Origin of the sequence: Streptomyces luteoverticillatus (assembly GCF_003970715.1) — a bacterium.
GTDB classification, from domain to species: Bacteria; Actinomycetota; Actinomycetes; order Streptomycetales; family Streptomycetaceae; genus Streptomyces; species Streptomyces abikoensis.
On record NZ_CP034587.1, the window covers coordinates 2,666,165 to 2,691,422 of the forward strand.

The 25,258-nt window shown below is 71.6% G+C and carries 26 protein-coding genes, 1 tRNA gene, 1 pseudogene and 1 riboswitch; of the genes and pseudogenes, 8 read left to right on the plus strand and 20 right to left on the minus strand.

The window, feature by feature from the left end:
- Position 1: 1 nt before the first annotated feature.
- From EKH77_RS11475 to EKH77_RS11510, 8 genes are all read right to left on the minus strand, one after another.
- Positions 2–535, minus strand: a complete 534-nt coding sequence (locus EKH77_RS11475) for a class I SAM-dependent methyltransferase (protein ID WP_126914303.1) — start codon at positions 533–535, stop codon at positions 2–4.
- A 71-nt stretch (positions 536–606) separates the two neighbouring features.
- Positions 607–1,989, minus strand: coding sequence for a choice-of-anchor A family protein (locus EKH77_RS11480; protein WP_164737784.1), 1,383 nt, complete (start codon positions 1,987–1,989; stop codon positions 607–609).
- Between the two features lie 97 nt (positions 1,990–2,086).
- Positions 2,087–2,959 carry a fumarylacetoacetate hydrolase family protein gene (locus EKH77_RS11485; RefSeq protein WP_126914305.1) on the minus strand — a complete coding sequence of 291 codons (873 nt, stop codon included), beginning with the start codon at positions 2,957–2,959 and terminating at the stop codon, positions 2,087–2,089.
- Positions 2,960–3,042: 83 nt separating this feature from the next.
- Positions 3,043–3,822, minus strand: a complete 780-nt coding sequence (locus EKH77_RS11490; protein WP_126914306.1) for a YidC/Oxa1 family membrane protein insertase — start codon at positions 3,820–3,822, stop codon at positions 3,043–3,045.
- A gap of 118 nt (positions 3,823–3,940) precedes the next feature.
- A complete protein-coding gene (locus EKH77_RS11495) occupies positions 3,941–4,252 on the minus strand; it encodes a DUF6412 domain-containing protein (RefSeq protein WP_411950881.1) in 312 nt (103 codons plus the stop codon).
- Positions 4,253–4,323: 71 nt separating this feature from the next.
- The gene (locus EKH77_RS11500; protein ID WP_126914307.1) at positions 4,324–5,871 is read right to left on the minus strand and encodes a sodium:solute symporter family protein; all 1,548 of its coding nucleotides are present in this window, start codon (positions 5,869–5,871) and stop codon (positions 4,324–4,326) included.
- On the minus strand, positions 5,868–6,068 hold the full coding sequence (locus tag EKH77_RS11505; RefSeq protein ID WP_126914308.1) for a DUF3311 domain-containing protein: 201 nt from the start codon (positions 6,066–6,068) through the stop codon (positions 5,868–5,870). Before EKH77_RS11505 ends, EKH77_RS11500 begins: the two co-directional genes overlap by 4 nt.
- An 81-nt stretch (positions 6,069–6,149) precedes the next feature.
- Entirely contained in the window at positions 6,150–7,499 is a 1,350-nt protein-coding gene (locus EKH77_RS11510) for a DUF445 domain-containing protein (protein WP_126914309.1), read from the minus strand.
- A gap of 138 nt (positions 7,500–7,637) precedes the next feature.
- Between EKH77_RS11510 and EKH77_RS11515 the strand changes: the two genes are divergently transcribed.
- On the plus strand, positions 7,638–8,960 hold the full coding sequence (locus EKH77_RS11515; RefSeq protein WP_206279842.1) for an SGNH/GDSL hydrolase family protein: 1,323 nt from the start codon (positions 7,638–7,640) through the stop codon (positions 8,958–8,960).
- Between the two features lie 15 nt (positions 8,961–8,975).
- Here the strand turns inward: EKH77_RS11515 and EKH77_RS11520 are convergent, their stop codons facing one another.
- The 4 genes from EKH77_RS11520 to EKH77_RS11535 all read right to left on the minus strand — a co-directional run bounded on the left by EKH77_RS11520 (position 8,976) and on the right by EKH77_RS11535 (position 12,337).
- Complete coding sequence (locus tag EKH77_RS11520; protein WP_126914310.1) at positions 8,976–9,659, minus strand: DUF1707 SHOCT-like domain-containing protein; 684 nt, start codon at positions 9,657–9,659, stop codon at positions 8,976–8,978.
- A 68-nt stretch (positions 9,660–9,727) separates the two neighbouring features.
- Complete coding sequence (locus EKH77_RS11525; protein ID WP_126914311.1) at positions 9,728–10,693, minus strand: ABC transporter ATP-binding protein; 966 nt, start codon at positions 10,691–10,693, stop codon at positions 9,728–9,730.
- 8 nt (positions 10,694–10,701) lie between these two features.
- Positions 10,702–11,466: an ABC transporter permease gene (locus tag EKH77_RS11530; protein ID WP_126918017.1), complete on the minus strand. Its 765-nt coding sequence runs from the start codon at positions 11,464–11,466 to the stop codon at positions 10,702–10,704.
- Positions 11,467–11,536: 70 nt separating this feature from the next.
- A complete protein-coding gene (locus EKH77_RS11535; protein WP_126918018.1) occupies positions 11,537–12,337 on the minus strand; it encodes an ABC transporter permease in 801 nt (266 codons plus the stop codon).
- Positions 12,338–12,661: 324 nt separating this feature from the next.
- Between EKH77_RS11535 and EKH77_RS11540 the strand changes: the two are divergent.
- Positions 12,662–14,982, plus strand: a pseudogene (locus EKH77_RS11540) (transglycosylase domain-containing protein).
- Between the two features lie 20 nt (positions 14,983–15,002).
- Here the strand turns inward: EKH77_RS11540 and EKH77_RS11545 are convergent.
- From EKH77_RS11545 to EKH77_RS11555, 3 genes are all read right to left on the minus strand, one after another.
- Positions 15,003–15,323 (minus strand): DMT family transporter, encoded by a 321-nt coding sequence (locus EKH77_RS11545; protein ID WP_126914312.1) that lies wholly within the window; start codon positions 15,321–15,323, stop codon positions 15,003–15,005.
- Between the two features lie 32 nt (positions 15,324–15,355).
- Positions 15,356–15,421, minus strand: a riboswitch (guanidine-III (ykkC-III) riboswitch).
- A complete protein-coding gene (locus tag EKH77_RS11550; protein ID WP_048831771.1) occupies positions 15,419–15,721 on the minus strand; it encodes a GroES family chaperonin in 303 nt (100 codons plus the stop codon). (Overlaps the previous riboswitch by 3 nt.)
- Positions 15,722–15,849: 128 nt before the next feature.
- The gene (locus EKH77_RS11555; protein WP_126914313.1) at positions 15,850–16,167 is read right to left on the minus strand and encodes a DUF3618 domain-containing protein; all 318 of its coding nucleotides are present in this window, start codon (positions 16,165–16,167) and stop codon (positions 15,850–15,852) included.
- Positions 16,168–16,316: 149 nt separating this feature from the next.
- Between EKH77_RS11555 and bcp the strand changes: the two genes are divergently transcribed.
- Entirely contained in the window at positions 16,317–16,784 is a 468-nt protein-coding gene (bcp, locus tag EKH77_RS11560) for a thioredoxin-dependent thiol peroxidase (RefSeq protein WP_126914314.1), read from the plus strand.
- Here bcp and EKH77_RS34320 read toward each other — a convergent pair.
- Positions 16,765–18,057 (minus strand): sensor histidine kinase, encoded by a 1,293-nt coding sequence (locus EKH77_RS34320; RefSeq protein WP_126918019.1) that lies wholly within the window; start codon positions 18,055–18,057, stop codon positions 16,765–16,767. The genes bcp and EKH77_RS34320 overlap by 20 nt on opposite strands.
- Positions 18,057–18,581 (minus strand): hypothetical protein, encoded by a 525-nt coding sequence (locus EKH77_RS11570; RefSeq protein WP_126914315.1) that lies wholly within the window; start codon positions 18,579–18,581, stop codon positions 18,057–18,059. The genes EKH77_RS34320 and EKH77_RS11570 overlap by 1 nt, the downstream gene beginning before the upstream one ends.
- 300 nt (positions 18,582–18,881) lie before the next feature.
- On the opposite strand from EKH77_RS11570, the gene EKH77_RS11575 reads away from it, so the two are divergent.
- The 3 genes from EKH77_RS11575 to EKH77_RS11585 all read left to right on the plus strand — a co-directional run bounded on the left by EKH77_RS11575 (position 18,882) and on the right by EKH77_RS11585 (position 20,465).
- Positions 18,882–19,511 (plus strand): HNH endonuclease, encoded by a 630-nt coding sequence (locus EKH77_RS11575; protein WP_126914316.1) that lies wholly within the window; start codon positions 18,882–18,884, stop codon positions 19,509–19,511.
- A 260-nt stretch (positions 19,512–19,771) separates the two neighbouring features.
- Positions 19,772–20,428 carry an HNH endonuclease gene (locus EKH77_RS11580; protein WP_240667727.1) on the plus strand — a complete coding sequence of 219 codons (657 nt, stop codon included), beginning with the start codon at positions 19,772–19,774 and terminating at the stop codon, positions 20,426–20,428.
- Positions 20,390–20,465: transfer RNA gene (locus EKH77_RS11585), tRNA-Leu, on the plus strand. Before EKH77_RS11580 ends, EKH77_RS11585 begins: the two co-directional genes overlap by 39 nt.
- A gap of 52 nt (positions 20,466–20,517) precedes the next feature.
- Here EKH77_RS11585 and rdgB read toward each other — a convergent pair.
- From rdgB to EKH77_RS11600, 3 genes are all read right to left on the minus strand, one after another.
- Positions 20,518–21,120 (minus strand): RdgB/HAM1 family non-canonical purine NTP pyrophosphatase, encoded by a 603-nt coding sequence (gene rdgB / locus EKH77_RS11590; protein ID WP_126914317.1) that lies wholly within the window; start codon positions 21,118–21,120, stop codon positions 20,518–20,520.
- Positions 21,121–21,171: 51 nt separating this feature from the next.
- Positions 21,172–21,903 (minus strand): ribonuclease PH, encoded by a 732-nt coding sequence (gene rph, locus EKH77_RS11595; protein ID WP_126914318.1) that lies wholly within the window; start codon positions 21,901–21,903, stop codon positions 21,172–21,174.
- A gap of 92 nt (positions 21,904–21,995) precedes the next feature.
- A complete protein-coding gene (locus tag EKH77_RS11600; protein WP_126914319.1) occupies positions 21,996–22,229 on the minus strand; it encodes a glucose PTS transporter subunit EIIB in 234 nt (77 codons plus the stop codon).
- A gap of 192 nt (positions 22,230–22,421) precedes the next feature.
- Here EKH77_RS11600 and EKH77_RS11605 point away from each other — a divergent pair, with 192 nt between their 5' ends.
- Positions 22,422–23,732, plus strand: a complete 1,311-nt coding sequence (locus EKH77_RS11605; protein ID WP_126914320.1) for a PTS transporter subunit EIIC — start codon at positions 22,422–22,424, stop codon at positions 23,730–23,732.
- Positions 23,733–24,058: 326 nt separating this feature from the next.
- Positions 24,059–25,255, plus strand: a complete 1,197-nt coding sequence (locus EKH77_RS11610) for a PTS transporter subunit EIIC (RefSeq protein ID WP_206280015.1) — start codon at positions 24,059–24,061, stop codon at positions 25,253–25,255.
- The last annotated feature ends 3 nt before the right edge of the window (positions 25,256–25,258 follow it).

The window sequence follows — 25,258 nt, forward strand, 5'->3', positions numbered from 1 at the left end:
CTCAGTGTCTGCGGTAGGCCAGGCGCAGGTTCTGGCCGCCGCGCCTGGCCCGCCGCAGATCGAAGGCGTCGGTGTCGCCGAGGGCGGCCACGTGGCCCCGCCGGAGCACAGGGCGCCAGAGGAAGAGCACGAGCTGTCCGTCCGGGCGCAGGACCCGGGCGGCCTCGGCCAGCGCCGCCGCCGGGTCGGACATCTCCTCCAGGCTGTAGCTGTAGAGCAGCGCGTCGAGAGCGCCGGAGGCGAAGGGCAGGGCCAGTCCGTCGCCGCTGACGTGGACGGTCGTCGCGCCCGGGCCCGTCCGGCGGTGGGCGCGGGGGTCGTGGGCGGCCGGGTCGAGCGCGACCAGCAGGCCGCCGGGCCCGAGGTGGGCGGCGAGGGCGGGCGTGTAGTACCCGCCGCCGCTGCCGATCTCGGCGCAGCGCATGCCCGGTCGGGCCGCGATCCAGCGCACGTCGCGGCGCGGGTCGTCGCCGAGGATCCGGCGGGCGAGGCGGAGGCTGACGACGGGGTAGCAGCCGCTGGGGGTGCGGGGCATGGGGAGACCTTTCCGCGCGAGACCGCGAGACTTTTCCGCGCGAGACCTTTCCGCGTGGGTGTCCGCCGTCCTCACTCCACCACCCTCATCCGGGTCCGGAAGAGGACGACGAGGGCGAGCCCGGCGCCGGCGGCGACGAGAGCGGTGCCCGCCGCCATGTACGCGCCCATCGGCGGCCCGGTGCGGGCCAGTTCGTGGCCGTCGCCGGCGACCTGGGCTCCCGGCGTGTCCGGGGCGGCGGACCAGGAGGCGCCGGGGGCCCCGGCGAGTCCGGCCGGGCCGACGGCCGGGGCGGCGGGGCCGCTGGGCATCGGCAGGGGCAGGGGCTCGCCGGAGTCGGCCGGGTCGGCGGGCACGGTGGTGCCGCAGTCGGGGAGGGAGCCGTCGAAGGGGTAGGCGTGGAGGGCCTGGCCGACCGCGCCCGCGCCGGACTCGTGGATGAGCGAACCGGCCGTGAAGAACCGTCCGTTGACGCCCGCCATGGTGACCCGCGTGACGCTGGCGCGCCGGCCGACGAGCACGGTGCCGTCCAGCTGGCCGGCGCCGGTGAGGCGGACCTCCTTCGCGTCGGGGAAGTTCCACAGCAGCCGCTCGCGCCGCACGCCGGCGAGCCTGCCGGAGGACGTGTTGACGGCCCGGGTCGTGCCGCCCTCGGGGTTGGTGACGTTGACGAGCACGGTCGCCCCGTCCGGGACGGCGCGGAACAGGAGCTCCTGCGCGCCGCCGCCGGGCGCGACCAGGTCGAAGGGGGCGTTGAAGACCTGGAGGCGGGAGCGGCCGTCGCCGGTGAAGACCGTGGCGGCGCCCAGGTTGACGGCCGTGCCGGTGCTCCGGCGGGCCACGCCCCGGTCGTAGGCGTAGCAGCCGCTGGCGGAGGTCACCTCCTCGCGCAGGGGCGCGTAGAGGGCGACGGCGCCCACGTCGCGCACGGCCTTGGGGCTGACCGTCCCGGTGTGGACGCTCCCGGCGTACGCCACGGTCCCGCTGACCGCGCCCTCCTCGGCGACGAGCCGCTGCCCGGCGGCCACCTTGAGGTCGCCGCCGATCCGCAGGAACGGCGAGCCGTTCTCCGGCGGCACCCGCGAGCCGGTCCCGACGACGCCCACGTTGTAGACGGGCGGGACCCCGGCGGCCTTGGAGACGTCGAAGTCGCCCAGCACGACGATCCGTCCCTCGGCGTCCGCCGCCGCCTGGCGCACGGTGTAGTCGCCGCCGACGAAGATGTTGAGGCCGTTGTCACGGCTGGTGACGGGCCCGTTGTTCGGCTCGGGGTACGCGCCCGGGCACGTCCCCGGGACGCAGGGCCCCGGGCCCGCCACGGGCGCCGAGTCCTCGGGTCCCATCATGCTGAAGGCGCAGGCCAGCAGCGCGCCCCCGATCAGGGACAGCAGGGCCATCACCGAGGCCGCCGGGCGGTTCACCCGGAGCCATCGCACATATTCTTTGTGCTGCATGGGGTGCATATCCGAAAATATGCCTATCTGGGGTGGCGGATCCCCGCAGCACACGCCTCCGTGCCCCCGGACGGCCCAGGAGGCGCGGTGGCCAGGGCTAGGCGTCCTTGAACCGCTGCCGCTGTCGGCCCAGGCCCTCGATCTCCAGCTCCACCACGTCCCCGGCCCGCAGATACGGCTTGGGCTCGGGTCGCGCCAGCGCCACGCCCGCCGGGGTGCCGGTGTTGACGACGTCGCCGGGATGGAGCGTCATGTACTGACTCAGGTGACGCACCAGATGAGCCACCGGAAAGATCTGCTCCGCCGTGCTGGAGTCCTGCATCAGCCTGCCGTTGACCCACAGGCGCATCCTCAGCGCCTGTGGGTCGGGTATCTCATCGGCCGTCACCAGCCAGGGGCCCAGCGGGTTGAACGTCTCGTAGTTCTTGCCCTTGCCCCACGCGTTGCCCCACTGGCCGCCGTTGCGCCCGTTCTGGTACGCGCGCTCGGAGACGTCGTGGGAGAGGACGTAGCCCGCGACCGCCGCCAGCGCCTCCTCGTCCGTCCGCAGATAGCGCGCGGTACGGCCGATGACGACGCCCAGCTCGATCTCCCAGTCCGTCTTCACGCTGTCGCGCGGCACCAGCACCGTGTCGTCCGGGCCGACGACCGTGTCGGGCGCCTTGAGGAAGACCACCGGCTCGGCCGGTGTCGCCACCCGGGACTGGACGACGAGATCGCGGTAGTTGACCCCGATGCCCACGATCTTGCCGATCCGGGTCAGGGGCGGGCCGGTGCGCAGCCCGGCCGGGTCGAGGACGGGCAGTATCCGGGCCCCGACGGCCGCCCGGATGTGGGCGAGGGCCGCGGGGTCGGCGAGCAGCGCCCCGTCCACGTCCGTCACCAGGGGCGACAGGTCGCGCAGCGTCCCGTCCTCTTCCAGCAGCGCCGGGCGCTCGGCCCCGGCGGGCCCGACCCTCAGCAGTCTCATCGCCACACCCCCACATGATCGAACAGGACCGGAGGCTCTCTCCACAAGCCCCCTTTCGGCCCCTGGCCCTCTTCCCCGGATGGCTAGGCGGCGGACGGCCGCGCCTTCGGGCCCCGCTCCGCCGCCGCCTCGCGCGGCGTGCGCAGCGGCTGGAGCAGCGCCCGCTCGACCGCCGTCCACGTGGTGGTCGTCGCCAGGTACAGCCCGGCCGCCAGAGGGACCACCCCGGCCGTGACCAGCGTGCCGAACGACAGCAGCGGCAGCACCTTCGCCATCGCCGCCATCCCCGGCACCTGCTCGTCGCCCGCGACCGGCGCGGGCAGCGCGGCGGCGGCCTTGCGGTTGCGGACGTACGTCCACGTGGCCACGGCCGCGATCAGCGCGAACAGCCCCAGGTAGACGAGCCCCTGGGCGCCGAACACTCCGCCGTGGCCCAGCGCGCCCGTCCAGCGGCCGCCGAGCGGGGCGCCCAGCAGGGTGTGCTCCAGCAGATCGCCGCCGTCGCCGGTGGAGAACAGGTGGTACATGACGTAGAAGACCGGGAGCTGGGCGAGCGTCGGCAGGCAGCCGGACAGCGGCGACGCCCCGGTCTCCGCGTACAGCTTGGCCCCCTCCTCGCGCAGCCGCTCGGGGTCCTTGCCGTGCTTGCGCTTGAGCTCGGCCAGCCGGGGCGCGAGCTCGGCGCGGGTGCGCTCGCCCCGGGCCGCCGACCGGGCGAGCGGGAGCAGCGCGAGCCGTACGCAGCAGGTGAGGACCACGATCGCGGCGGCCGTGGCCGAACCCCCGAAGAGCGGTTCGACCGCGTCCGCGAGATGGGTGAGAAGCGAACCGAGAGTTGAGAACAGCGGTGAGAGGAAAGACATGGCGAGTGAGCCCTCCACGGGGTCCCGTCGTGACCGAACGAAGCCAAAAGAGGCGAGGAATCCGGTGTGACGAGCCGCGCGGGCACCCCCACGGGCGGAAGAGCCGGGGTGGGCGCGCCTACGCGGCCGTCGGGACGGGACGGCCGGGCGCCCGGGGCCGTCGACGGCCGCGGGCATCGGGATCGCGCTGGGCGAGGAACGCCGTCCGCAGCTCACGGTCCCGTATCGCCGTGCGTATCCGGGTGGGGGTGAGCGGGCCGGACGCGCGGGCGGCGACGGCGGCCAGCAGCAGCGCCGCGGTGGCCACCACAGAGGCGGCCACGGCGACGGCGACCGAGGCCATCAGGCCGCTCAGCCCGCTCTGCGCCAGCCACAGTTCGGCGAGCAGGAAGAGGAGCATGCCGACGTGCGTACGGAAGACGACGTTCACCACAGCTCCCCCCTGCCGACCAAGTCTCACGATCAGGCGAACACCTGATCACATCTCAACTGACGTCGATACTAGCCCCTGCCACTGACAACGCCACCGGCCGGTGCGTCGTCCCGCTCCGGATCGCGGCCCGGGTCCCGGGCCAGGACCTCGTCGTCGGGCCGCGCCGCCTCGGCCGGTCCCGGTCGCGGCCCCCACCACGAGACGGCCAGCGCCACCAGCACGTTCGCCACGAGCGCCAAGGCGCCCGCGTTCACCCCCCACACCGGGTCGTGCTTGGTGAAGACCAGCGCGCACACCAGCGTGGCACCCACCACGAGTCCGCTCAGGGCGCCCCACAGCGTCAGCCTCCGCCACATCAGCCCCAGCAGGATCATGGGGACGAGCTGGGCCATGCCCTCGTAGGAGATGAGCGACAGCCGCACCAGCGTGTTGGGCGCGGTGTACGTGAGCAGCAGCGCCAGCGCGCCCGCCCCGACCACCACGATCCGCGCCGCCGCGGTCTGCCGCTCCGGGCGCTCCGCGAGCCGGGGGATCGCCCCCAGCACGCTCCGGCCCCACATCGTGCCGATGACCAGCATGAACACGGCCATCGGGACGATCGACGAGAGCGCCCCGGCCACCCCGATCACCCCGACCGCCCACGCCGGCAGCGAGTCGACCACCAGCTTGAACAGCGCCAGGTTCGAACCCGCGCCAGTGAGCCCGGGCACCACGAAGATCGCCGCCATGCCCAGCAGCATCGGCACGAACAGCAGCACGTTGTAGAAGGGCAGCAGTATCGCGTTGCGCCGCAGGGCGTCGGCGTTACGGGCGCCCAGATAACCCGCCACGGTCGTCGGGAAGATGACGACCGTCAGGGAGTTGAGGAAGCTGGTGGTGACGAACCAGCCCCCGCCCATGCCGCTCCCGCCGTGCCCGGAGAACGTCAGCCAGGCCGGCTTCTCCGCCACCATCCGGTCCAGGAAGGGTCCGTAGCCGCCGAAGTAGTGCAGCGGGACGTACACGGCGAGGAAGCCGAGGGTGCCGATGACCAGGACGTCCTTGAGCACGGACACCCACGCGCTGCCGCGCAGGCCGCTCACGACCACGAAAGTGGTGGTGACGGCGAAGGCGATGAAGTAGGCCCAGTTCAGGCTGATCGCGCCGTACGAGATCGTCGAGACGACGACCCCCATCCCGGTGATCTGGAGCTGGATGTACGGCAGCAGGCACACCGTCGCCAGGACCGCCACCAGCGCGCCCACCCACGGGCGGCCGTAGCGGTGGGCCACCATGTCCGTGATGCTGACGAGCCCGTGGCGGCGGGCGTAGGCCCACAGCGTCGGGCCGACGACGTAGCCGATGGCGTAGCCGCAGGACAGGTAGGCGACGACGTAGAGGACGGGCGCGCCGTAGTTGTAGCCCCAGCCCGCCGCGCCGAGGTAGCTGAAGCTGGTGTAGCCCTCGCCCGCCATCAGCACCCAGATGAAGACCGTGCCCAGGCTGCGGCCGCCCACCGACCACTCGGTGAGCCCGCCGCCGCGGCCGTGCCCCCGGACGGCCAGCAGGCCGAGGGCGACGGTCAGGAGCATGAAGACGCCGAAGATCGCCGAGGCGACGGCGGCGTTCCCGCTCATGCCCGCCCCCGCGCGCGGTCGCCGCGCCAGGCGAGGAAGACGGCGACGGGCGTGAGGAGGGTGGCCAGGAGCAGCCAGAAGAAGAGGAAGGGCAGGCCCAGGACGGTGGGCCGGACGCGGTCCACGAGGGGCAGGGCGGCCAGGTAGAGCACGTAGGGCGCCAGGAGCCACAGGAGATGGGGACGTTTCTTCAACACGCCCCCGACCCTAGGGGGTGGGGGCTCACATGCCAGGGTGCGCGCCCCGGGGCGTGCGTCCCAGGGCTCGCGTCCCGGGGCTCACGCCCCCAGCAGCCGGGACGCCGTGTAGATCAGCAGGCCCGCCAGGGCGCCCACCACCGTGCCGTTGATGCGGATGAACTGGAGGTCCCGGCCGATGTGGGCCTCGATCTTGCGGGAGGTCTGCTCCGCGTCCCAGCCCGCCACCGTCTCCGTGATCAGGGCGGTGATCTCGTCCCGATAGGTCGTCACCACATAGACGGCCGCGTCCTCCAGCCAGCCGTCGACCTTCCGGCGCAGCCGCTCGTCCTCCGTCATCCGGGCGCCCAGCGAGAGGATCGAGGCGCGGGTGCGCAGCCGCAGCTCGCTGCGCTCGTCCTCGGCGGCGGCGACGATCATCGCGCGGACCGAGGACCAGACCGAGGCGATCACGTCCTGGACCTCGCCGCGCCCCAGCACCTCGGACTTCAGCCGCTCCACCCGGGCCCGGGTGTCCTCGTCGGACTGGAGGTCGCGGGCGAAGTCCGTCAGGAAGCGGTCGACCGCGCCGCGCGCCGGGTGGTCCGGCATGTCGCGCATCTCCGTGACGAAGCGCAGCAGCTCCTTGTAGACGCGTTCGCCGACCTTGCGGTCGACGAAGCGCGGCGTCCAGCCGGGGGCGCCGCCCGTGACGGCGGACATGACGGAGTCGCTGTGGGTGACGAGCCAGTCGTGGGCCCGTACGCACACCAGGTCGACGACCCGGTGGTGACCGCCGTCGGCGACGACCTTCTCCAGGGTCGCGCCGATGCCGGGGGCGATCTCCACGGCGTCCGCGCGCCGGGTGATGGCCTCGCCGACGACCGCCTGGACGTCGGAGTCGCGCAGCACGGTCAGGGCGCCGCGCAGGGCCGTGGCCAGCTCGGCGGTGACCCGGTCGGCGTGCGCGGGATCGGACAGCCAGGCACCGAGCCGGGAGCCGATGCCGACGGCCCGCAGCCGCATCCGCACCACGCCGCCGGACAGGAAGTTCTCGCCGACGAACTCGCCCAGGCTCTGCCCCAGCTGGTCCTTCTTCGTGGGGATGATCGCGGTGTGGGGAATGGGCAGGCCCATGGGCCTCCGGAAGAGCGCGGTGACCGCGAACCAGTCGGCCAGCGCGCCGACCATGCCGGCCTCGGCGGCCGCCGCCACGTACCCGGCCCAGCCGCCCGCCCCGCCGGCCTGCGCCCACTTCGCGAGGGCGTACACCAGGGCCACGGTCAGCAGCAGCCCCGTCGCGAGGGCCTTCATCCGGCGCACGCCGCGCCGTTTCTCCTCGTCGGCCGCGCTGTAGGTGAATCCGGCCGCCGGTTCGGGCAGCATCACTCCATCGGCGGCATTCGCGCCGCCCCCGGCGGCAGCCGGCTCCTCTTCATGGAACCGTTTCATCCGCACCACCCGTTCCGACTGTCCTCGCTGTGCATTGTCCCTACCCGACGTACTCGGGGAACGGACGAAGAGTTCCCCGCGTCGTTCCCCGCGTCCGGCCGTCGCCCGCCGTCGATGTGTCCCCGGGAGTTGTCCGCGATGAACGGTCCGCCCCTGTCCCGTGGCGCGGCCCACACCCTGCTGGCCGCGCTGCTGGCCCTGGTCGTGGCCGCCTCCGTGGCGATATTCACCGGCGTGGGCGGGGCGGACGGCCCGGCCGGCCAGGCGCTGCGGTCCCCGCGCCCGGCCGCGCCGGCCGCCGCCGGGCGCTGGATCGGCGCCTGGTCGGCGTCCCCGGCCGCCGCCGAGCCGGGCACGGAGCGCGGCTATCCCGGCCGCTCCATCCGCAACGTCGTGCACACCACGCTCGGCGGCGGCATGGCCCGCGTCCAGCTCTCCAACCTCTTCGGCGGCGCCCCGCTGACCGTCGACCACGCCTCGCTCGCCCTCGCCGCGACCCCCGGCGGCCCGGCGGCCGCGCCGGACGGCATGCGGGAACTGACCTTCGGCGGGGAGCGGTCGGTGACCGTCCCGGCCGGGCGGGCGACCTACAGCGACCCCGTCCGCCTCGTCGTCACCGCCCCCACCGACCTGCTGATCAGCACCTACGTCTCCCGCCCGGCCGGCCCCGTGACGATCCACCCGCACGCCCGGCAGATCTCCTACCTCGCCGCCGGCGACCGGACGCAGGACGCGGGCGGCGCCGCGTTCACCGCGAAGAGCCTGTACTGGCGCTATGTGACCGCCGTCGACGTCTGGACCACCGAGGCCACGGGCGCGGTGGTGGCCCTCGGCGACTCCATCACCGACGGCGTCTCCGCCACCATCGGCGCCGACCACCGCTGGACCGACTACCTCGCCGACCGGCTGCGCACCGAGCACGGCGCCCCGCGCCTGGGCGTCCTCAACGAGGGCATCAGCGGCAATCGCGTCCTCCTCGGCGGAATGGGCTCCTCCGCCGTGAACAATCCCAGCGCCCTGGACCGCTTCGACCGCGACGTGCTCTCCCGTACGGGCGTGCGCGCCGTCGTCGTCGAGCTCGGCGTCAACGACATCCTGCGCCTCCCCCGCCAGACCGATTCCGCGCGCATCGCGGCGGGCCTGCGGACGCTGGTCGAGCGGGCGCACGAGCGCGGGCTGCGGGTGACGGGCGCGACGCTGTCGCCCTTCGGCGGGCGGACGGGCACCGGGCCGGACCAGGAGCTCGTCCGGCGGGGGCTCAACGCCGAGATCCGCTCGGGGCGCGTCTTCGACGACGTCGTCGACTTCGACCGGGTGCTGCGCGACCCGGCCGACCCGCAGCGGCTCCTCCCGGTGTACGACTGCGGGGACCACCTCCACCCGAACGACGCCGGTTATCTGGTGATGGCCCGGGCGCTGGACCTCGGCGTGCTCAAGGGGGAGGTCAGGGCGGCGCTGTGACCTCCCGGACGGCTGCTACCCGAGGCTCTTGCCCTCGCCGTGCCGGCGGTCGTCCCACTCCAGCCGCTTCCGCTCGCGCAGCCGTTCCCGTTCGGCCCGGGTCGCCTTGCGCTCGACCCCGACGCCGCCCCACAGCGCCAGGCCGGTGATCCGCACCTTGGGAGAGCCGGGCGTGCCGGCCCCGGTCGCCCTGTCCCCGAAGCCGCCCATGATGCCGATGCCGCGCACCTCCACGTCGAGGTCCGGGGGCACGACGACGGCCATGCCGCCCATGAGGGCGAAGCACCGGATGACGACCTCGCGGTCCTCGAAGCGGGCCTCGCGCAGGTCGATCTTCCCGCCGCCCCACATGGTGAAGGCGGTGAAGCGCCGCCCCACGGTCCAGCCGCCCGCCCGGCTGAAGCCGCCCCAGATCGCCATCGCCCAGGTGGACGTGGCGGACCCGCCCACGCGCTCGGCCCAGCCGCCCCCGCCCGCCGGCACCGGCGCGACGGCCGCCCGCCCGGCGTCCGGGGCCACCGGCAGATCCCGCACCAGCGGCGTCAGCTCGGCGTGGGTACGGGCCTTGTAGGCGGCGTCCAGGCGCTCCTCGAACTCCTCCATGGTCAGCCGGCCCTCGGCGACGGCCTCGCGCAGGACCTCGGCGATCCGTTCGCGCTCCGCGTCGGAGGCCCGCATCTCAGGAAGTTCGCTCATCATGGCGGACAGATTAGATGCCCCGGGCGGATGACCACAGCGCGCGTGCGGCCACCGGCCGCCCGCGCCCGCTACAGCGCGGAGCGATCCGCGTACATCGTGGCGATGACCTGCTCGATGTCCGGTTCCCGCACCGACAGGTCCACCAGCGGATAGCGCTCGGCCACCGCCGCCACGACCGGCGCCGCGCTGTGGGTGGCGGCGAACGCCAGCCACTGGCGCGGCCCCTCGACCCGCACCACCCGGGCCCCGGGGACGCCCGTGATGGGCGGGAACTCCCGCTCCAGGTCGACGACGAGCGTCCGCTCGCTCTCACCCTTCGCGTGGAGGCCGTCCAGCCCGCCGTCGTAGACCAGCCGGCCGTGGTCGATGACCATCACCCGCTTGCACAGCTGCTCGATGTCGGTCAGGTCATGGGTCGTCAGCAGCACCGTCATCCCGCGCTCGGCGTTCACATCCCGCAGGAACTCCCGCACCTTGGCCTTGCTCACCACGTCCAGCCCGATGGTCGGCTCGTCGAGGTAGAGCACCTCGGGGTCGTGGAGCAGGGCCGCCGCGATGTCCCCGCGCATCCGCTGCCCCAGCGACAGCTGCCGCACCGGCACGTCCAGCAGCTCCCCGAGGTCCAGGAGCTCCACACAGCGCTCCAGATTGGCCCGGTAACGGGCGTCGGGAACGCGGTACATGCGGCGCACCAGGCCGTAGGAATCCCGCAGCGGCAGGTCCCACCACAGCGTGGTGCGCTGCCCGAAGACGACCCCGATCCGGCGCGCCAGCCGCGAGCGGTCCCGGGAGGGGTCGATGCCCGCGACCCGCAGCCGGCCCGCGCTGGGCGTCAGGATGCCCGTCAGCATCTTGATCGTGGTGGACTTGCCCGCGCCGTTCGGCCCGATGTAGCCGACCATCTCCCCGCGCGGGACGCGGAAGCCGATGCCGTCCACCGCGCGCACCTGATGCCGCTCCCGCCGCAGGAGCCCCGCCCGGCGGCGTACGTCGAAGACCTTCTCGACGCCTTCCAGAAGGATCAGATCATCCATCGCGTCCGTCAACTCCCCGTACTCCGATAGCCCCTGAGCCCCACCCGCCAGGCCAGCCCCGCAATCACCCAGCACACCAGCGCCACCAGCGGCGACGCGAAGTCCACCCAGCCCGGCAGCCCCAGCGGATCGTCCCGCCCCAGCACCCTCAGCGCCGGCAGCCAGTTGACGAAGGCCAGCGGCACCACGAACGTCACCCCGCGCACCAGGTCCCTGGCGAACACCGACGGCGGGTACTGCAGCAGCGTCGTCCCGCCGTAGGTGAACGCGTTCTGCACCTCGGCCGCGTCGACCGCCCGGAACTGGAACGCCGCGCCCGCCACGAACAGCGCCCCGAAGATCACCGCACCGCTCACCAGCATCACCGGCACGAGCAGCACCGTCACCGGCGTCCACGCCACGTCCAGCCGCGACAGCGACCACCCCAGCAACAGCCCGCCCTGCGTCACCCGGCCCAGCCGGCGCAGCGCGAACTGATCGGCGGCCACCTGTGCCAGAACCGGCGCGGGGCGCGTCAGCAGCGTGTCCATCGTCCCGTCGCGCACCCGCCGCCCGACCCGGTCCAGATTGCCCAGGACGAGATCCGCGAGCCCGAAGGACGTGCTCGTCGTGCCGTAGAGGAAGGCCACTTCCGGCAGCGTGAACCCGCCGAGCGCGTCGATGTGGGAGAACATGAACGCGATCGCGACGAAGTCCAGGGCCGTCGCCGCGAAGTTGCCGACCGTCATCATCACGAACGACACGCGGTACGCCATCGTCGAGCGCACCCACATCCGCACGACGAGCCCATAGGCGCGCACCCCGTCCCGGGCGTGGGAGAGCCCCCGCGCGTACGCCCCCGCCTCAGCCACCCTGGACCACCACCTTCCGGGTGGCCGCCGTCTGGAGCGCCCGCCCCGCCAGCAGCAGCGCCACCGCCCACGCCGCCTGGAACCCCAGCGCCGCCGCCAGCCCCGCGCCGGTCCGCCGCTCCAGCAGGACGTCCACCGGCACCTGCAGCATCGCCGACCACGGCAGCACCCGCGCGACCTCGCCGAAGACGCCCGGGAAGACGTTGAGCGGCAGCAGCGTCCCGGAGAAGAACATGCTCAGCAGGGCGAACGCCATGTTGACCCCCGCCCCGTCCAGCAGCCAGAAGGCGCACAGCCCCACCAGATACCGCAGCCCGAAGCTCACCAGCAGCCCCAGGAGCACCGACAGCAGAAAGGCCGCCCAGGTCAAGGACAGGCCCGGCAACGCCAGTTCGAAGCACAGCGCACCCACGGCCAGCGGGACCACGCCCCGCCCCAGCAGCTGGAAGAAGGCCCGGCCCAGGTCGCTCGCCAGCCACCACAGCTGGAGATCGGCCGGCCGGTAGAGGTCCACGGCGATGTCCCCGGAACGGATCCGCTCCTGCAACTCCTCCTGGAACCCCCCGCCGATCAGGCACGCGGCGCCCAGCAGCGCCTGGCTCGTCCACACGAACGTCAGCGCCTGCTCCCGGCCGTAACCGCCCAGGTGGGGACGCTCGTTCCACAGCGCGATGTAGGTGTACGCGAGGATGAAGCCGAAGACGGTGTTGGTGAACACCCCGGCGGCCGTGGCCACCCGGTAGGTGGCGTGCCGCCGGAAGCCGCTGACCGCGACCGCCGCGTACAACCGCATCCTGCCGACCCCCCGCTCGTTGAACCCGGTTGAACGTCGCCGCATGTCCCCGATCCGGGTCCGGACGCTTCGGGCCGCCGCACCCCGAAGCGCAGGAGCCTAGCCGCACACCACGTCCAGGAACCACGGATTTTCACTCCATGGAGTGGTCGGACTGGCCCGAACGGCCCTTCCGGGCCTCCCAACGGTGCGCTGGGCCCTTCCGCCGGAACGCATGATGCGACAGTGTCCTCCGGGGCGTACGACGCAGTCCGGACCCGCCCGAGACGACACCCCTCCGCCGAGGCGGCACAACCCCGGCGGCGGCCGAGGAGTCCCTAAGACATGAGCGACGAGCAGTCACAGCGGCGTCCCGCCGGACGCGGCCACGCGCCGCCGGGCTGGGCCCCCAGGGGCCCGGCGCACGGCGCGCCGCCCGCCGGACCGCCCGCCGGGCCGGGCGACGGCCCCGGCAGGAACGGCCGGCCCGCGCGCCCCCGCCGGACGGGCTGGCGCCGGCTCGTACCCACCTGGCGGATGATCCTCGGCGGCTTCCTGCTGATCGTGCTGATCATCGTCGGCGGCCTGATCGCCGGCTACATGCTCGTGAACATCCCCCGGCCAACAAGGCCGCCACCGCCGAGAGCAACGTCTTCCTCTACTCCGACGGCTCCCAGCTCGCCCGCGACGGCGAGGTCAACCGCGAGAGCGTGCCGCTCAGCAAGGTCCCCAGAAACGTCCAGCACGCCGTCCTCGCCGCCGAGGACCGCGACTACTACTCCGAGTCCGCCGTCAACCCCGAGGCCATGCTGCGCGCCGCCTGGAACACCGTCACCGGCAAGGGCAAGCAGTCCGGCTCCACCATCACCCAGCAGTACGTCAAGAACTACTACCTGGGCCAGGAACAGACCATCAGCCGCAAGGTGAAGGAATTCTTCATCGCCATCAAGCTGGACCGCGAGGAGAGTAAGAACGACATCCTCGAGGGCTACCTCAACACCAGCTACTTCGGGCGCAACGCCTACGGCATCCAGGCCGCCTCCCAGGCGTACTACAGCAAGGACTCGGACAAACTCACCACCGCCGAGGGCGCCTACCTGGCCACCCTCCTCAACGCCCCCAGCGCCTACGACGTCGGCGCCCACCCCGAGAACAGACCGCGTGCCGAGGCCCGTTGGCGCTACGTCCTCGACGGCATGGTCAAGAAGAAGTGGCTCAGCCCCGCCGAGCGGGCCGCGACCACCTTCCCCACCCCCGGCAAGACCAAGCCCCGCCTGAGCATGTCCGGCCAGCGCGGCTACCTCGTCGAGGCCGTCAAGGACTACCTCACCAGCAACAAGATCGTCGACGAGAACACCCTCGCCACCGGCGGCTACCGCATCACCACCACCATCGAGAAGAAGAAGCAGGACGCCTTCGTCGCCGCCGTCCGCGACCAGCTGATGAGCGAACTCAGCGACACCCGCAAGGTCGACCGCTACGTCCGCGCCGGCGGCGCCTCCATCGACCCCAAGACCGGCAAGGTCGTCGCCCTCTACGGCGGCATCGACTACACCAAGCAGTACGTCAACAACGCCACCCGCCGCGACTACCAGGTCGGCTCCACCTTCAAGCCGTTCGTCTTCACCTCGGCCGTCGACAACCACGCCACCACCCTCGCCGGCCAGACGATCACGCCGAACACCGTCTACGACGGCACCAACAAGCGCCCCGTACAGGGTCCGAACGGCCCCGTCGGCTACGCCCCCGAGAACGAGGACGGCTACTCCTACCCCCACGTCACCGTCACCCGGGCCACCGACCTGTCCGTCAACGCCGTCTACGCGCAGATGGCGCAGGACGTCGGCCCCGGCAAGGTCAAGGACACCGCCGTCGCCCTCGGCGTCCCCGAGAAGACCCCCGACCTCACCGCCACGCCCTCCATCGCCCTGGGCCCCGCCACCGCCAGCGTCCTGGACATGACCCAGGCCTACGCGACCCTCGCCAACCACGGCCGGCACGGCCCCTACACGCTCGTCGAGAAGATCTCCAAGGGCGGCGAGGAGGTCCAGCTCCCGGACGGCGAGGACACCCGGCAGGCCGTCTCCCGCGAGGCCGCCGACACCACCACGTCCATCCTCCAGAGCGTCGTGGAGGCCGGCACCGGGCGCCGCGCCCAGTCGGCGGGCCGCCCGGCGGCCGGCAAGACGGGCACGGCCGAGGAGGACAAGGCCGCCTGGTTCGCCGGCTACACCCCCGACCTCGCCACCGTCGTCGCCGTGATGGGCCAGGACCCCGACACCGGCGACCAGAAGCCGCTCTACGGCGCCACGGGCGAGGACCGCGTCAACGGCGGCGGCTACCCGGCGCAGATCTGGGGCGCCTATACCGCGCAGGCCCTGGAGGGCACCGAGGCCACCGACTTCGACCTGGAGCTCGAGAACGGCGCGACCCCGCCGACGCTGGAGCCCGAGCCGACCACCGCGCCCCCGTCGACCACCGGCCCGCCGTCCCCGGCCCCGCCGACCGGCCCGCCGACGATCCCGGTGCCCACCCTGCCGCCGACGATCCCGGTACCCCCGCCGACCCCGCCGGGCTTCCCGACCCCGCCCGGCCCGCCGACCTTCGGCCCACCGGGCGAGGGCAAGTCGGACCGCCACGGCGACCTACTGGGGTACGAGTACTGAGAGTGAGCGAGCAGGGCCCGTCAGTGGCCGGAGGTCGCCTTCAAACCGACCACGGCCACCAGCAACAAACAAATGAAGAAGATCCGGGCGGCGGTCGCCGGCTCACCCAGCACCAGCATGCCGAGCACCGCCGCCCCGGCCGCGCCGATGCCGACCCAGACGCCGTACGCCGTGCCGATGGGCAGCGTCCGCGCGGCCTGTGACAGCAGCAGCATGCTCGCGACGATGCCCGCGACCGTGAACACGCTCGGCCACAGCCGCGTGAAACCCTCGGTGTACTTCATGCCGATCGACCAGCCGACCTCGAGCAGACCGGCGACAGCGAGCAGGACCCATGCCATGACGGCACCTCCGGTGAAAACGACTCTCCAGGGGTGCGTCGTCTTGTCCTGACCCGGTACGGCGCGTCTCGTCGGGTTGCCTACGAGCGTAGCAACTACAGATACAGCCCCGTGGAGTCCTCGGACCCCTCCAGCCGCTCCGCCGCCACCGCGTGGAGATCCCGCTCGCGCATCAGCACATAGGCGACCCCACGGACCTCGACCTCGGCACGGTCCTCCGGGTCGTACAGCACCCGGTCGCCCGGCTCCACCGTACGCACGCTCTGCCCGACCGCGACGACCTCGGCCCAGGCCAGCCGGCGGCCCACCGCCGCCGTCGCCGGAATGACGATCCCGCCGGTGGACCGGCGCTCGCCCTCGGGAATGTCCGTCCGGACCAGAACCCGGTCGTGGAGCATCCGAATGGGCAGCTTGTCGTGGGTGGTATTCGTACTCACGCCAAGACCGTACCCGCCCGAAGGCCGCACCGAGGCCACTGGGCGGTCATCCGGCCCGAACCGGCCACTCCGGCGGCCTTCCGGCGGCGCTAGCGCTTGCGGGACGGCTTCGACACCAGCAGACCGATCACACCCACGGCCACCAACGCCACCGGAACGATCCGCTCCAGACGCGGCTCGCCCTCCTCGGTGACAAAACGGGAGCGCACCTCGGAGACGACCCGGTTGGCCGCCACACAGGCCCGGCCCGCCACATGGTCCACCTTCGAGGTCACCTTCGCCCGGGCGTCCCCGATGATCGTGCTCGGGTGCATCCGCACCCCGATCTCGTCGAGCACAACGGCGAGCTCCTGCCGCCGGCGGTCGATGTCCGCCTCGATCTGCGCAGGGGTCCTGGCTTCCGCCACCGCGCTGCCTCCGTCCCGTCGATGTCGATAAGAATGATGAAGAGTGATGACTACAGTCTGTCAGCTCCCCGGGGCCACCGCCCCGCGGCACCCCCGAACCGTGACCTGGCTACCCTCGGGACCATAACCACCATCTGTCGAGGAGAGCCATGAGCGAGCGCCTTACGACCGGCGACACCGCCCCCGCCTTCACCCTGCCCGACGCGGACGGCAAGCAGGTGTCGCTCGCCGACCACAAGGGCCGCAAGGTCATCGTCTACTTCTACCCCGCCGCACTCACCCCCGGCTGCACCAAGCAGGCCTGCGACTTCACCGACAACCTCGACTTCCTCGCCGGCCACGGCTACGACGTCATCGGGATCTCCCCCGACAAGCCGGAGAAGCTCGCCAAGTTCCGCGAGAAGGAGAACCTGCGCGTCACCCTCCTCGGCGACCCCGACAAGGAGGTCCTCACGGCCTACGGGGCGTTCGGCGAGAAGAAGCTCTACGGCAAGACCGTCACCGGCGTCATCCGCTCCACCGTCATCATCGACGAGGACGGCAAGGTCGAACGGGCCCTCTACAACGTCAAGGCCACCGGCCACGTCGCCAAGGTCATCAAGGACCTGGGGCTGTAGCCCCCGGCGCCAGCGCGCCCCGGCACACCGGACGATCGCCCTCCGGCACGTCCTCGGCCTCCGGCAGGTCGAGGACGGCCTGGGCGCCACCACCCGGCGCCGAACCGAACGCCAGCCGGGCACCCAGCACCGCCGCCTGCCCCACCGCGATCGTCAGCCCCAGGCCGTGCCCCGTGCCCCGCTCCGGCGCGGCCGTACGGAACCGGCGCGGCCCCTGATCCACCAGACCCGGCGGAAAACCGTCCCCGTGGTCCCGGATCACGATCCGCGTCCCGTCCACGGTGATCTCGATCGGCGGCCGGCCGTGCTTGGCCGCGTTGGCCAGGATGTTCACCAGGATCCGCTCCACCCGACGGGCGTCCGTCGCCACGATCCGGCCCTCGCCGACCACCTCGACCGCCACGTCGTCCACACCCCGCTGGCCACGCGCCCGCTTCACGATCCCGCGCACCAACGACGGCAGCTCCACCGCGTCCAGCTGCGCGCTCTCCACCCCCGCGTCCAGCCGCGAGACCTCCAGCAGATCCTCCACCAGCGCCCGCATCGTCTGCGCCCGCTCCTGCACCATCTCCACCGCCCGCGGATGCGGCAACAACTCCGCCGACGCCACCAGCCCCGCCACCGGCGTCCGCAACTCATGCGCCACATCCGCCGTGAACTGCCGCTCCGCCGACACCCGCGCCGCCAACGACGTCGCCATCTGATGCACCGACCGGCCCAGCTCCGCGACCTCGTCCCGGCCACCACCGCCCAGCGCCCCCGCGTCCAGGGTCTCCCCCGCCGCGATCCGCCGCGCCGCCGCCGCGCTCAACCGCAACCGCCGCGACAACCCCTGCGCCACGAACCACGCCACCACGGCCATCAACGCCACCGTCGCGGCACCCGCCACCACCAGCGCCTTGTCCAGCGCCCGCTGCAACGGATCACGCGCCGGGTACGACGCCGAGATCGACAGCACCCGGTCCCCGGCCACCCCCGTCGCCGCCCACACCCGCGGATCCTCACCACCGCTGATGTACGTACCCGACTGACCCCGCGCCACCGCCTGCGACAACGTGAACGGCAACGTCGAATCGTCCAGCTGCGCCCCCAGCGCCAGCGTCCCGTCCCGCTGATAGATCTGCAGCGCCGAACTCAGCAGCCCGTCCTGATACGCCTTCGCCTGCCGGTCCCGCTCCAGCCCCGAGATGTGGTGCACGGCCACACCCAGGACCACCACGGCCAGCGCGGTGACGAAAGAGATCGCGAACGCGATCCGCCCACGAATACCCATCACGCGATCGGGAGCACCTCTCGGTGCTCACCGGAAGGGGTGGCACCCGTATAAACGACCTCCAGCGCCGTGAACGCCACCGAACCGTCGACCTCCTTCGGCCCGTACAGCCGCAGCTTCGCCTGGAACGACTTCGCCGCCGCCCCCGACGCCCCGCCCGACACCTGCACCACACCGCTGCCGTTCGCACCGTCCTCCGTATAGGCGTCCCAGCGGATACCACTGGCCACCCGGCCCGACGTCGAACAGTCCAGCGTGATGATCGTCGGCTCCTGCACCGGCTCGCCCATCCCGCAGTCCCGCACCCCCGGCAACTCCCGCGCCGCCGAATCCTCGGCCTCCACCTGCGAGCCCTCGGCCCCCGACCGCTGCGCCGCCGCGGTCTTCGGCGCCTCGTCCACCATGCTCGCCCGGTCCGTGGCGCTCTCCAGCCACACCCCACCCGTCACCAGCACGGCCACCCCCACCAGGATCGCCACCACGCTGCGCCAACCCGCCCAGCGGGCCACGGTGCGGTCGGTCATCGGGCTCTCTTCCTCACTCACAGGCGGCTGTTCGTCCACGGGCCTGTCCCCTTCCCCGCTCTGACTGACGGAGAAATGCGCCCGCGCGTTCCCTTCGGGCCGTACGGACGTGTGTGGGGTGATCGGTCACGTAACCGATCCGGCTCTCGTGCGTTACTCCATCCGAGGCCGCCGGTCGGTGGCCGTACCCAGGGACGCAACCGTCCGAGTCACAGCCCTCGCGGCTCGCTCGACGGGAACGGGGTACGGCCTTCGGCCGTGCCCTTTTCCCGCCGGGAGCCACGGGGTGGGGAGGGAACCATGCCGGTCAGGTACACGTACGAGCTGCTCGTCGAGGCGGCGCGGGCCACGACGTCGTACGACGATGCGGTGCGCTGGTGCGGCGGGACGGCCACACCGGGGAGCCGGACGTACATCCGCGGCAAGATGGCGGAGGCGGGCGTCGACACCTCGCACTTCACCACAGGCCGGGTGCGCCACACCGAGGAGAGGCTGCGCGAAGTCGTCATGCTGTCCAACAGCGTGGCAGAGGTCGTCCGCCGCATTGGCATCAACCCGGTGGGCGGCAACCAGGCCCACATCGGGCGGCGGATCGCCGCGCTCGGCATCGACACGTCGCATTTCGTCGCGGCACGCCCGGCGAGGCGCCCGAAGGTACCCACGGAGAGCCGACTCGTTCTGGGTACACCAGCCGACGGCAGAATCCCTGGGGAGCGGCTACGCAAAGCGCTGCTGAGGGCAGGCGTTCCGGAACGGTGTGCGGAATGCGACACCGGCACGACGTGGAATGGCAAGCCGCTGCGCCTGGAGGTCGATCACATCAACGGCGAGTGGTGGGACAACCGGCCGGGAAACCTTCAGCTGCTCTGCCCCAACTGCCATTCCGTCACCGACACATATCGCGGACGCAAGCGCCGGGCGGCGGCATGAGCCGCGTCCGTTACTCGCGCGACCTATTGCAGCGCACTGCTGCTGTCTCCAGCAGCCTCGTCGACATGATGCGCAGGCTTGACACTCCTCTCAGCAGCGGACCCCGCAGGTACCTCCGCGATCGACTGGCGCACTACGGTGTCGAGACGTCCCACTTCGTCGACGAGCCGCTGCCCGAACGTGAGCGCCGGTCCTATCCCAGAGAGGTCTTGGAGGAGGCCGCCGCACACAGTCACTGTGTGCGGCAGATGCTCGAGTACATGGGCGTACCTCCGTACGACAGCTCGTACAGCCACATCTGGAGGAAACTGGAGGCGTTCGGGATCGACACATCCCACTTCCAGGGCAGGCGCGGCAATGGCCAGAGGCCTCTGATCCCGCGTAGCGATCTGGAGGCGGCTGTCGCCAAGTCGTACAGCCTCGCAGGGGTGCTGCGCGCGCTGGGACGGCCCAACGGCGGATCCGCTCGGATCCTCGTCAAACGAAGCATTGCCGCGCACGGGGTATCCACAGACCACTTCGTCGGCCAGGGCCACCAGCTCGGGCGTGCCTCTCGTAACCGGAAAGCCGCGACTGAGATTCTCCGGCGCCTGGAGGCAGGATCGCCCCGCACCCGCACGATTCTGCTGCGACGGGCGCTGGATGAGAGCGGGGTGGCCCACACATGTCAGGAGTGCGGCATTGGCGATACCTGGCGCGGCAAGCGGTTGGTGCTGGAGATAGACCACATCAACGGCGACCGGCTGGACAACAGAATCAAGAATCTGCGGTACTTGTGCCCGTCCTGCCACAGCCAGACGAGCACGTTCTCGACCCGGTCCATCCGCCTGTCGATCTCGTCGCAACCACGGAACGGGACCCAGTACAGTAGGCGCGACGGGCCCGTACCCCAGCTGGCCAAGAGGGCGCCGGTTTAGGTCCGGTGTGTCGTGGGTTCGAGTCCCACCGGGCCCACAGGCATAGACGAGCCGCCGCCTTGGAATCCAAGGCGGCGGCTCTCGCCGTCTCACCCCAAAAGCTCCCGCACCACCGGCACCAGCCCCCGGAACGCCTCCCCCCGGTGGCTGATCGCGTTCTTCTCCTCCGCCGTCAGCTCCGCGCACGTGCGGGTCTCGCCCAGCGGCTGGAGGATCGGGTCGTAGCCGAAGCCGCCCGTGCCCGCCGGCTCGTGGCGGAGCGTGCCCTCCAGGCGGCCCTCGACGACGCGCTCGGTGCCGTCCGGCAGGGCGAGCGCCGCCGCGCAGGCGAAGTGGGCGCCGCGGTGCTCCTCCGCGATGTCGGAGAGCTGGGCCAGGAGCAGGTCCAGGTTGGCCTTGTCGTCACCGTGGCGGCCCGCCCAGCGGGCGGAGAAGATGCCGGGGGCACCGTTGAGGACGTCGACGCAGAGGCCGGAGTCGTCGGCGACGGCGGGGTGGCCGGTGGCCTGGGCCAGGGCGTGGGCCTTGAGGAGGGCGTTCTCGGCGAAGGTGACGCCGGTCTCCTTGACGTCCGGGATCTCGGGGTAGGCGTCGGCGCCGACGAGTTCGACGTCGAGGCCGGCGCCGGCGAGGATCGCGCGGAGCTCGGTGACCTTGTTGGCGTTGCGGGTGGCGAGGATCAGGCGCTTCATGGTGCCGATTATCCCGGGGGCTCCGGCGATGCCCCGGGCGGCCGGGCCCGCTTACAGCGTGCGGGCCAGGGCCTCGCGCTGGGCCGCGTCGAGCGAGGCGCAGCCGGCGACGGCGAGGTCGAGGATGCTGTTGAGTTCGTCGCGGTCGAAGGGCTGGGCCTCGGCGGTGCCCTGGACCTCGACGAAGCGGCCGTCGCCGGTGCAGACGACGTTCATGTCGGTCTCGGCGCGGACGTCCTCCTCGTAGCAGAGGTCGAGGAGGGGGACGCCGTCGACGATGCCGACGCTGACGGCGGAGACGGTGCCGGTGAGCGGCTTGCGGCCGTGCTTGATGATCTTCTTGCCCTGGGCCCAGGTGATGGCGTCGGCCAGCGCCACGTACGCGCCGGTGATGGCGGCGGTGCGGGTGCCGCCGTCGGCCTGGAGGACGTCGCAGTCGAGGACGATGGTGTTCTCGCCGAGGGCCTTGAAGTCGATGACGGCGCGCAGGGAGCGGCCGATGAGGCGGGAGATCTCGTGGGTGCGGCCGCCGATCTTGCCGCGGACGGATTCGCGGTCACCTCGGGTGTTGGTGGAGCGGGGCAGCATCGCGTATTCGGCGGTGACCCAGCCCTCGCCGGAGCCCTTGCGCCAGCGCGGGACGCCTTCGGTGACGCTGGCGGTGCAGAAGACCTTGGTGTCGCCGAAGGAGACGAGGACGGAGCCTTCGGCGTGCTTGCTCCAGCCGCGCTGGATGGTCACGGGGCGGAGCTGGTCGGGGGTACGGCCGTCGATGCGAGACATGGTGGTGAGCCTATCCGCAACGGCAGAGGGCCCTGTTCCGGTTGAGGGAGCAACCGGAAACAGGGCCCTCGGGGGAGAGCGCGTGGCTCAGCTCACATCATGTCTTCGATGTCGGCGGCGATCGGGTCGGCGTCGGTGCCGATGACGACCTGGATGGCGGTGCCCATCTTGACGACGCCGTGGGCGCCGGCGGCCTTGAGCGCGGCCTCGTCGACGAGCTCGGGGTCGATGACCTCGGTGCGGAGACGGGTGATGCAGCCCTCGATCTCCTCGATGTTCTCGATGCCGCCGAGGCCGGCGACGATCTTCTCAGCCTTGCTGGCCATGTGCACTCCTGGTTGTCTCGGCCCCTCGGCGATCTCGCCGACCGGCTTTCACACGGTATTCCACGTATAGCCCAACTATGCGGGCGTATGTCCGCCATCTCACGAAAGATGGCGACCACCCGGGACTGCGTTCCGGGGGCCTCACCGCCCATAAGTGGTCTACACCAGTATGCCAGCAGCCGGAGGACGCAGATGAGTTCGGTCGCCGCGGCGGCGCCCCGGAAGAAGTGGTCGCACGGGCTGTTCCAGGGGCTGCAGAAGATGGGCCGCAGCCTCCAGTTGCCCATCGCGGTGCTGCCGGCGGCCGGCATCCTCAACCGGCTCGGCCAGCCGGACGTCTTCGGCAAGGACGGCCTGGGGTGGACGGACGTCGCCAAGGTGATGGCCGGGGCGGGCGGGGCGCTGCTGGACTCCTCGCTCGGGCTGCCGCTGCTCTTCGCGGTGGGTGTGGCGATCGGGATGGCGAAGAAGGCGGACGGTTCGACGGCGCTGGCGGCGGTGACGGGCTTCCTCGTCTACTACGCGGTGGTGCACCAGTTCCCGGAGACGTGCCCGGGCGGGGGCCGGTTCACGGGGCTGGGGCTGCTGAGCGGGGTGTGCGTGGGGACGGCCGGGCCGGCGGGCCCGGCGACGTACCAGAACCCGGGGGTGTTCGGCGGGATCGTGATGGGGCTGCTGGCGGCGTGGTTCTGGCAGCGTTTTCACCGGGTGCGGCTGGTGGACTGGCTGGGGTTCTTCAACGGCCGCCGGCTGGTGCCGATCATCATGGCGTTCGTGGCGATCGTCTTCGCCGCGCTGTGTCTGTGGATCTGGCCGCCGGTGGGGCGCGGTCTGACGAGCTTCAGCCAGTGGCTGTCGGATCTGGGCTCGTGGGGTGCGGGCATCTTCGGTGTGGCCAACCGGGCTCTGCTGGTGATCGGCCTGCATCAGTTCCTGAACGTGTTCGTCTGGTTCCAGTTCGGTTCATTCACCAAGCCGGACGGCACGGTGGTGCACGGCGACATCAACCGCTTCCTGGCGGGCGACCCGCACGCGGGCCAGTTCACCTCGGGCTTCTTCCCGATCATGATGTTCGCGCTGCCGGCGGCGGCCCTGGCGATCACCCACTGCGCCCGGCCGCACCACCGCAAGGTGGTGGGCGGCATGATGCTGTCGGTGGGCCTGACGTCGCTGGTCACGGGCATCACCGAACCGATCGAGTACTCGTTCCTCTTTATCGCGCCGGCGCTCTACGTGGTCCACGCGGTGCTGACGGGCGTCTCGATGGCGGTCACCTGGGGGCTGGGGGTGCACGACGGCTTCAGCTTCTCGGCGGGCCTGATCGACTACGTCATCAACTGGGGACTGGCGACCAAGCCGTGGCTGATCATCCCGATCGGGCTGTGTTTCGCCGTCGTCTATTACGCGGTCTTCCGGTTCGCCATCACCTTCTTCGACCTGCCGACGCCGGGCCGCGAGCCGGAGGAAGTGGCGGAGCGGATCGAGAAGGACAACGTCGGGTAACCCCGCGTTAATCAACGTCCCGTAAGGGTGGCGTGACGCAGCGCTGAGCGCTCACGCCACCCTTACGTCTGTGGTCCAGGCCACCTGGAACGATGGATTCCTTTATGCCCGACTCACGTGCTACAACAGGTCTAAACCAGTAGTGGTGTAGACCAAATCGCGGGCCGTCCCCCTTCCCCCCGAGCGCCCGCCTCACCTGGAGGAATCCGATGAGTACGGCAGCCAAGGCGGCGAAGAAGGCGCCTGGAAAGGCCGGGAAGGCCGAGAAGGCTGAAAAGCCCGAAAAGGCCGCACCGGAGCAGAAGAAGAAGTTCGGCGCCGGCGCCATGGCGATCGCCCAGCGTATCGGTCGCAGCCTGATGCTGCCGGTGGCCGTCCTGCCGGCCGCCGCGCTGCTGGTGCGCCTGGGCAACGACGACATGCTCGGCCGGAAGTCGTTCCCCGAGTTCATCATCAAGATCGCCGGTTATATGTCGGCCGGCGGCAACGCGCTGCTGAGCAACATGGCGCTGCTCTTCGCCGTCGGTGTCGCCATCGGCTTCGCGAAGAAGTCGGACGGCTCCACCGCCCTGGCCGCCGTCACCGGCTACCTGGTCTTCCAGAAGGTGCTGGCCACCTTCACCGACGGCAACCTGCCCAAGGTCGCCACGGTGGTCGACAACAAGATCGTGATGGTGGAGAAGCCCGTCGACGCCGGTGTGCTCGGCGGCATCGTCATGGGTCTGGTCGTGGCCCTGCTCTTCCAGCGCTACAGCCGCAAGAAGCTGCCTGACTGGCTGGGCTTCTTCGGCGGCCGCCGCCTCGTCCCGATCCTCTCGGCCTTCGCCGGTCTGCTCATCGGCATCGTCTTCGGCCTCATCTGGCCGGTCCTCGGCGCGGGTCTCCACAACTTCGGCGAGTGGCTGGTGGGCTCCGGCGCCGTGGGCGCGGGCATCTTCGGTGTCGCCAACCGTGCCCTGATCCCGGTCGGCATGCACCACCTGCTGAACTCCTTCCCCTGGCTGCAGGCCGGCGAGTTCCACGGCAAGAACGGCGACATCGCCCGCTTCCTCGCCGGCGACCCGAACGCCGGACAGTTCATGACCGGCTTCTTCCCGATCATGATGTTCGCCCTCCCGGCAGCCTGCCTGGCGATCGTCCACTGCGCCCGCCCGGAGAACCGCAAGGTCGTCGGCGGCATGATGACCTCGCTCGCGCTCACCGCGTTCGTCACCGGCGTGACCGAGCCGATCGAGTTCACCTTCATGTTCGTCGCCCCGGTCCTCTACGCGATCCACGCGGTTCTCACCGGTGTCTCGCTGGCCCTGACCTGGGCGCTCGGCATGAAGGACGGCTTCGGCTTCTCCGCCGGCGCCATCGACTTCGTGCTCAACCTGGGTATCGCCACCAAGCCGTGGCTGCTGGCCCTGGTGGGCCTCGCCTTCGGCGCCCTGTACTACGTGGTGTTCCGCTTCGCGATCACGAAGTTCAACCTCCCGACCCCGGGCCGCGAGCCCGAGGCCCAGCTCGAGGACGTCAAGTGACGA

Excerpts from the sequence above, each read along its gene's own strand:
- EKH77_RS11475 (WP_126914303.1), bottom strand. The coding sequence starts at position 535 with ATGCCCCGCACCCCCAGCGGCTGCTACCCCGTCGTCAGCCTCCGCCTC.
- EKH77_RS11480 (WP_164737784.1), bottom strand. The coding sequence starts at position 1,989 with ATGCAGCACAAAGAATATGTGCGATGGCTCCGGGTGAACCGCCCGGCG.
- EKH77_RS11485 (WP_126914305.1), bottom strand. The coding sequence starts at position 2,959 with ATGAGACTGCTGAGGGTCGGGCCCGCCGGGGCCGAGCGCCCGGCGCTG.
- EKH77_RS11490 (WP_126914306.1), bottom strand. The coding sequence starts at position 3,822 with ATGTCTTTCCTCTCACCGCTGTTCTCAACTCTCGGTTCGCTTCTCACC.
- EKH77_RS11500 (WP_126914307.1), bottom strand. The coding sequence starts at position 5,871 with ATGAGCGGGAACGCCGCCGTCGCCTCGGCGATCTTCGGCGTCTTCATG.
- EKH77_RS11510 (WP_126914309.1), bottom strand. The coding sequence starts at position 7,499 with ATGAAACGGTTCCATGAAGAGGAGCCGGCTGCCGCCGGGGGCGGCGCG.
- EKH77_RS11515 (WP_206279842.1), top strand. The coding sequence starts at position 7,638 with ATGAACGGTCCGCCCCTGTCCCGTGGCGCGGCCCACACCCTGCTGGCC.
- EKH77_RS11520 (WP_126914310.1), bottom strand. The coding sequence starts at position 9,659 with ATGATGAGCGAACTTCCTGAGATGCGGGCCTCCGACGCGGAGCGCGAA.
- EKH77_RS11525 (WP_126914311.1), bottom strand. The coding sequence starts at position 10,693 with ATGGATGATCTGATCCTTCTGGAAGGCGTCGAGAAGGTCTTCGACGTA.
- EKH77_RS11530 (WP_126918017.1), bottom strand. The coding sequence starts at position 11,466 with ATGTGGGTGCGCTCGACGATGGCGTACCGCGTGTCGTTCGTGATGATG.
- EKH77_RS11535 (WP_126918018.1), bottom strand. The coding sequence starts at position 12,337 with ATGCGGTTGTACGCGGCGGTCGCGGTCAGCGGCTTCCGGCGGCACGCC.
- EKH77_RS11545 (WP_126914312.1), bottom strand. The coding sequence starts at position 15,323 with ATGGCATGGGTCCTGCTCGCTGTCGCCGGTCTGCTCGAGGTCGGCTGG.
- EKH77_RS11550 (WP_048831771.1), bottom strand. The coding sequence starts at position 15,721 with ATGCTCCACGACCGGGTTCTGGTCCGGACGGACATTCCCGAGGGCGAG.
- bcp (WP_126914314.1), top strand. The coding sequence starts at position 16,317 with ATGAGCGAGCGCCTTACGACCGGCGACACCGCCCCCGCCTTCACCCTG.
- EKH77_RS34320 (WP_126918019.1), bottom strand. The coding sequence starts at position 18,057 with ATGGGTATTCGTGGGCGGATCGCGTTCGCGATCTCTTTCGTCACCGCG.
- EKH77_RS11570 (WP_126914315.1), bottom strand. The coding sequence starts at position 18,581 with ATGACCGACCGCACCGTGGCCCGCTGGGCGGGTTGGCGCAGCGTGGTG.
- EKH77_RS11575 (WP_126914316.1), top strand. The coding sequence starts at position 18,882 with ATGCCGGTCAGGTACACGTACGAGCTGCTCGTCGAGGCGGCGCGGGCC.
- EKH77_RS11580 (WP_240667727.1), top strand. The coding sequence starts at position 19,772 with ATGGGCGTACCTCCGTACGACAGCTCGTACAGCCACATCTGGAGGAAA.
- rdgB (WP_126914317.1), bottom strand. The coding sequence starts at position 21,120 with ATGAAGCGCCTGATCCTCGCCACCCGCAACGCCAACAAGGTCACCGAG.
- rph (WP_126914318.1), bottom strand. The coding sequence starts at position 21,903 with ATGTCTCGCATCGACGGCCGTACCCCCGACCAGCTCCGCCCCGTGACC.
- EKH77_RS11600 (WP_126914319.1), bottom strand. The coding sequence starts at position 22,229 with ATGGCCAGCAAGGCTGAGAAGATCGTCGCCGGCCTCGGCGGCATCGAG.
- EKH77_RS11605 (WP_126914320.1), top strand. The coding sequence starts at position 22,422 with ATGAGTTCGGTCGCCGCGGCGGCGCCCCGGAAGAAGTGGTCGCACGGG.
- EKH77_RS11610 (WP_206280015.1), top strand. The coding sequence starts at position 24,059 with ATGGCGATCGCCCAGCGTATCGGTCGCAGCCTGATGCTGCCGGTGGCC.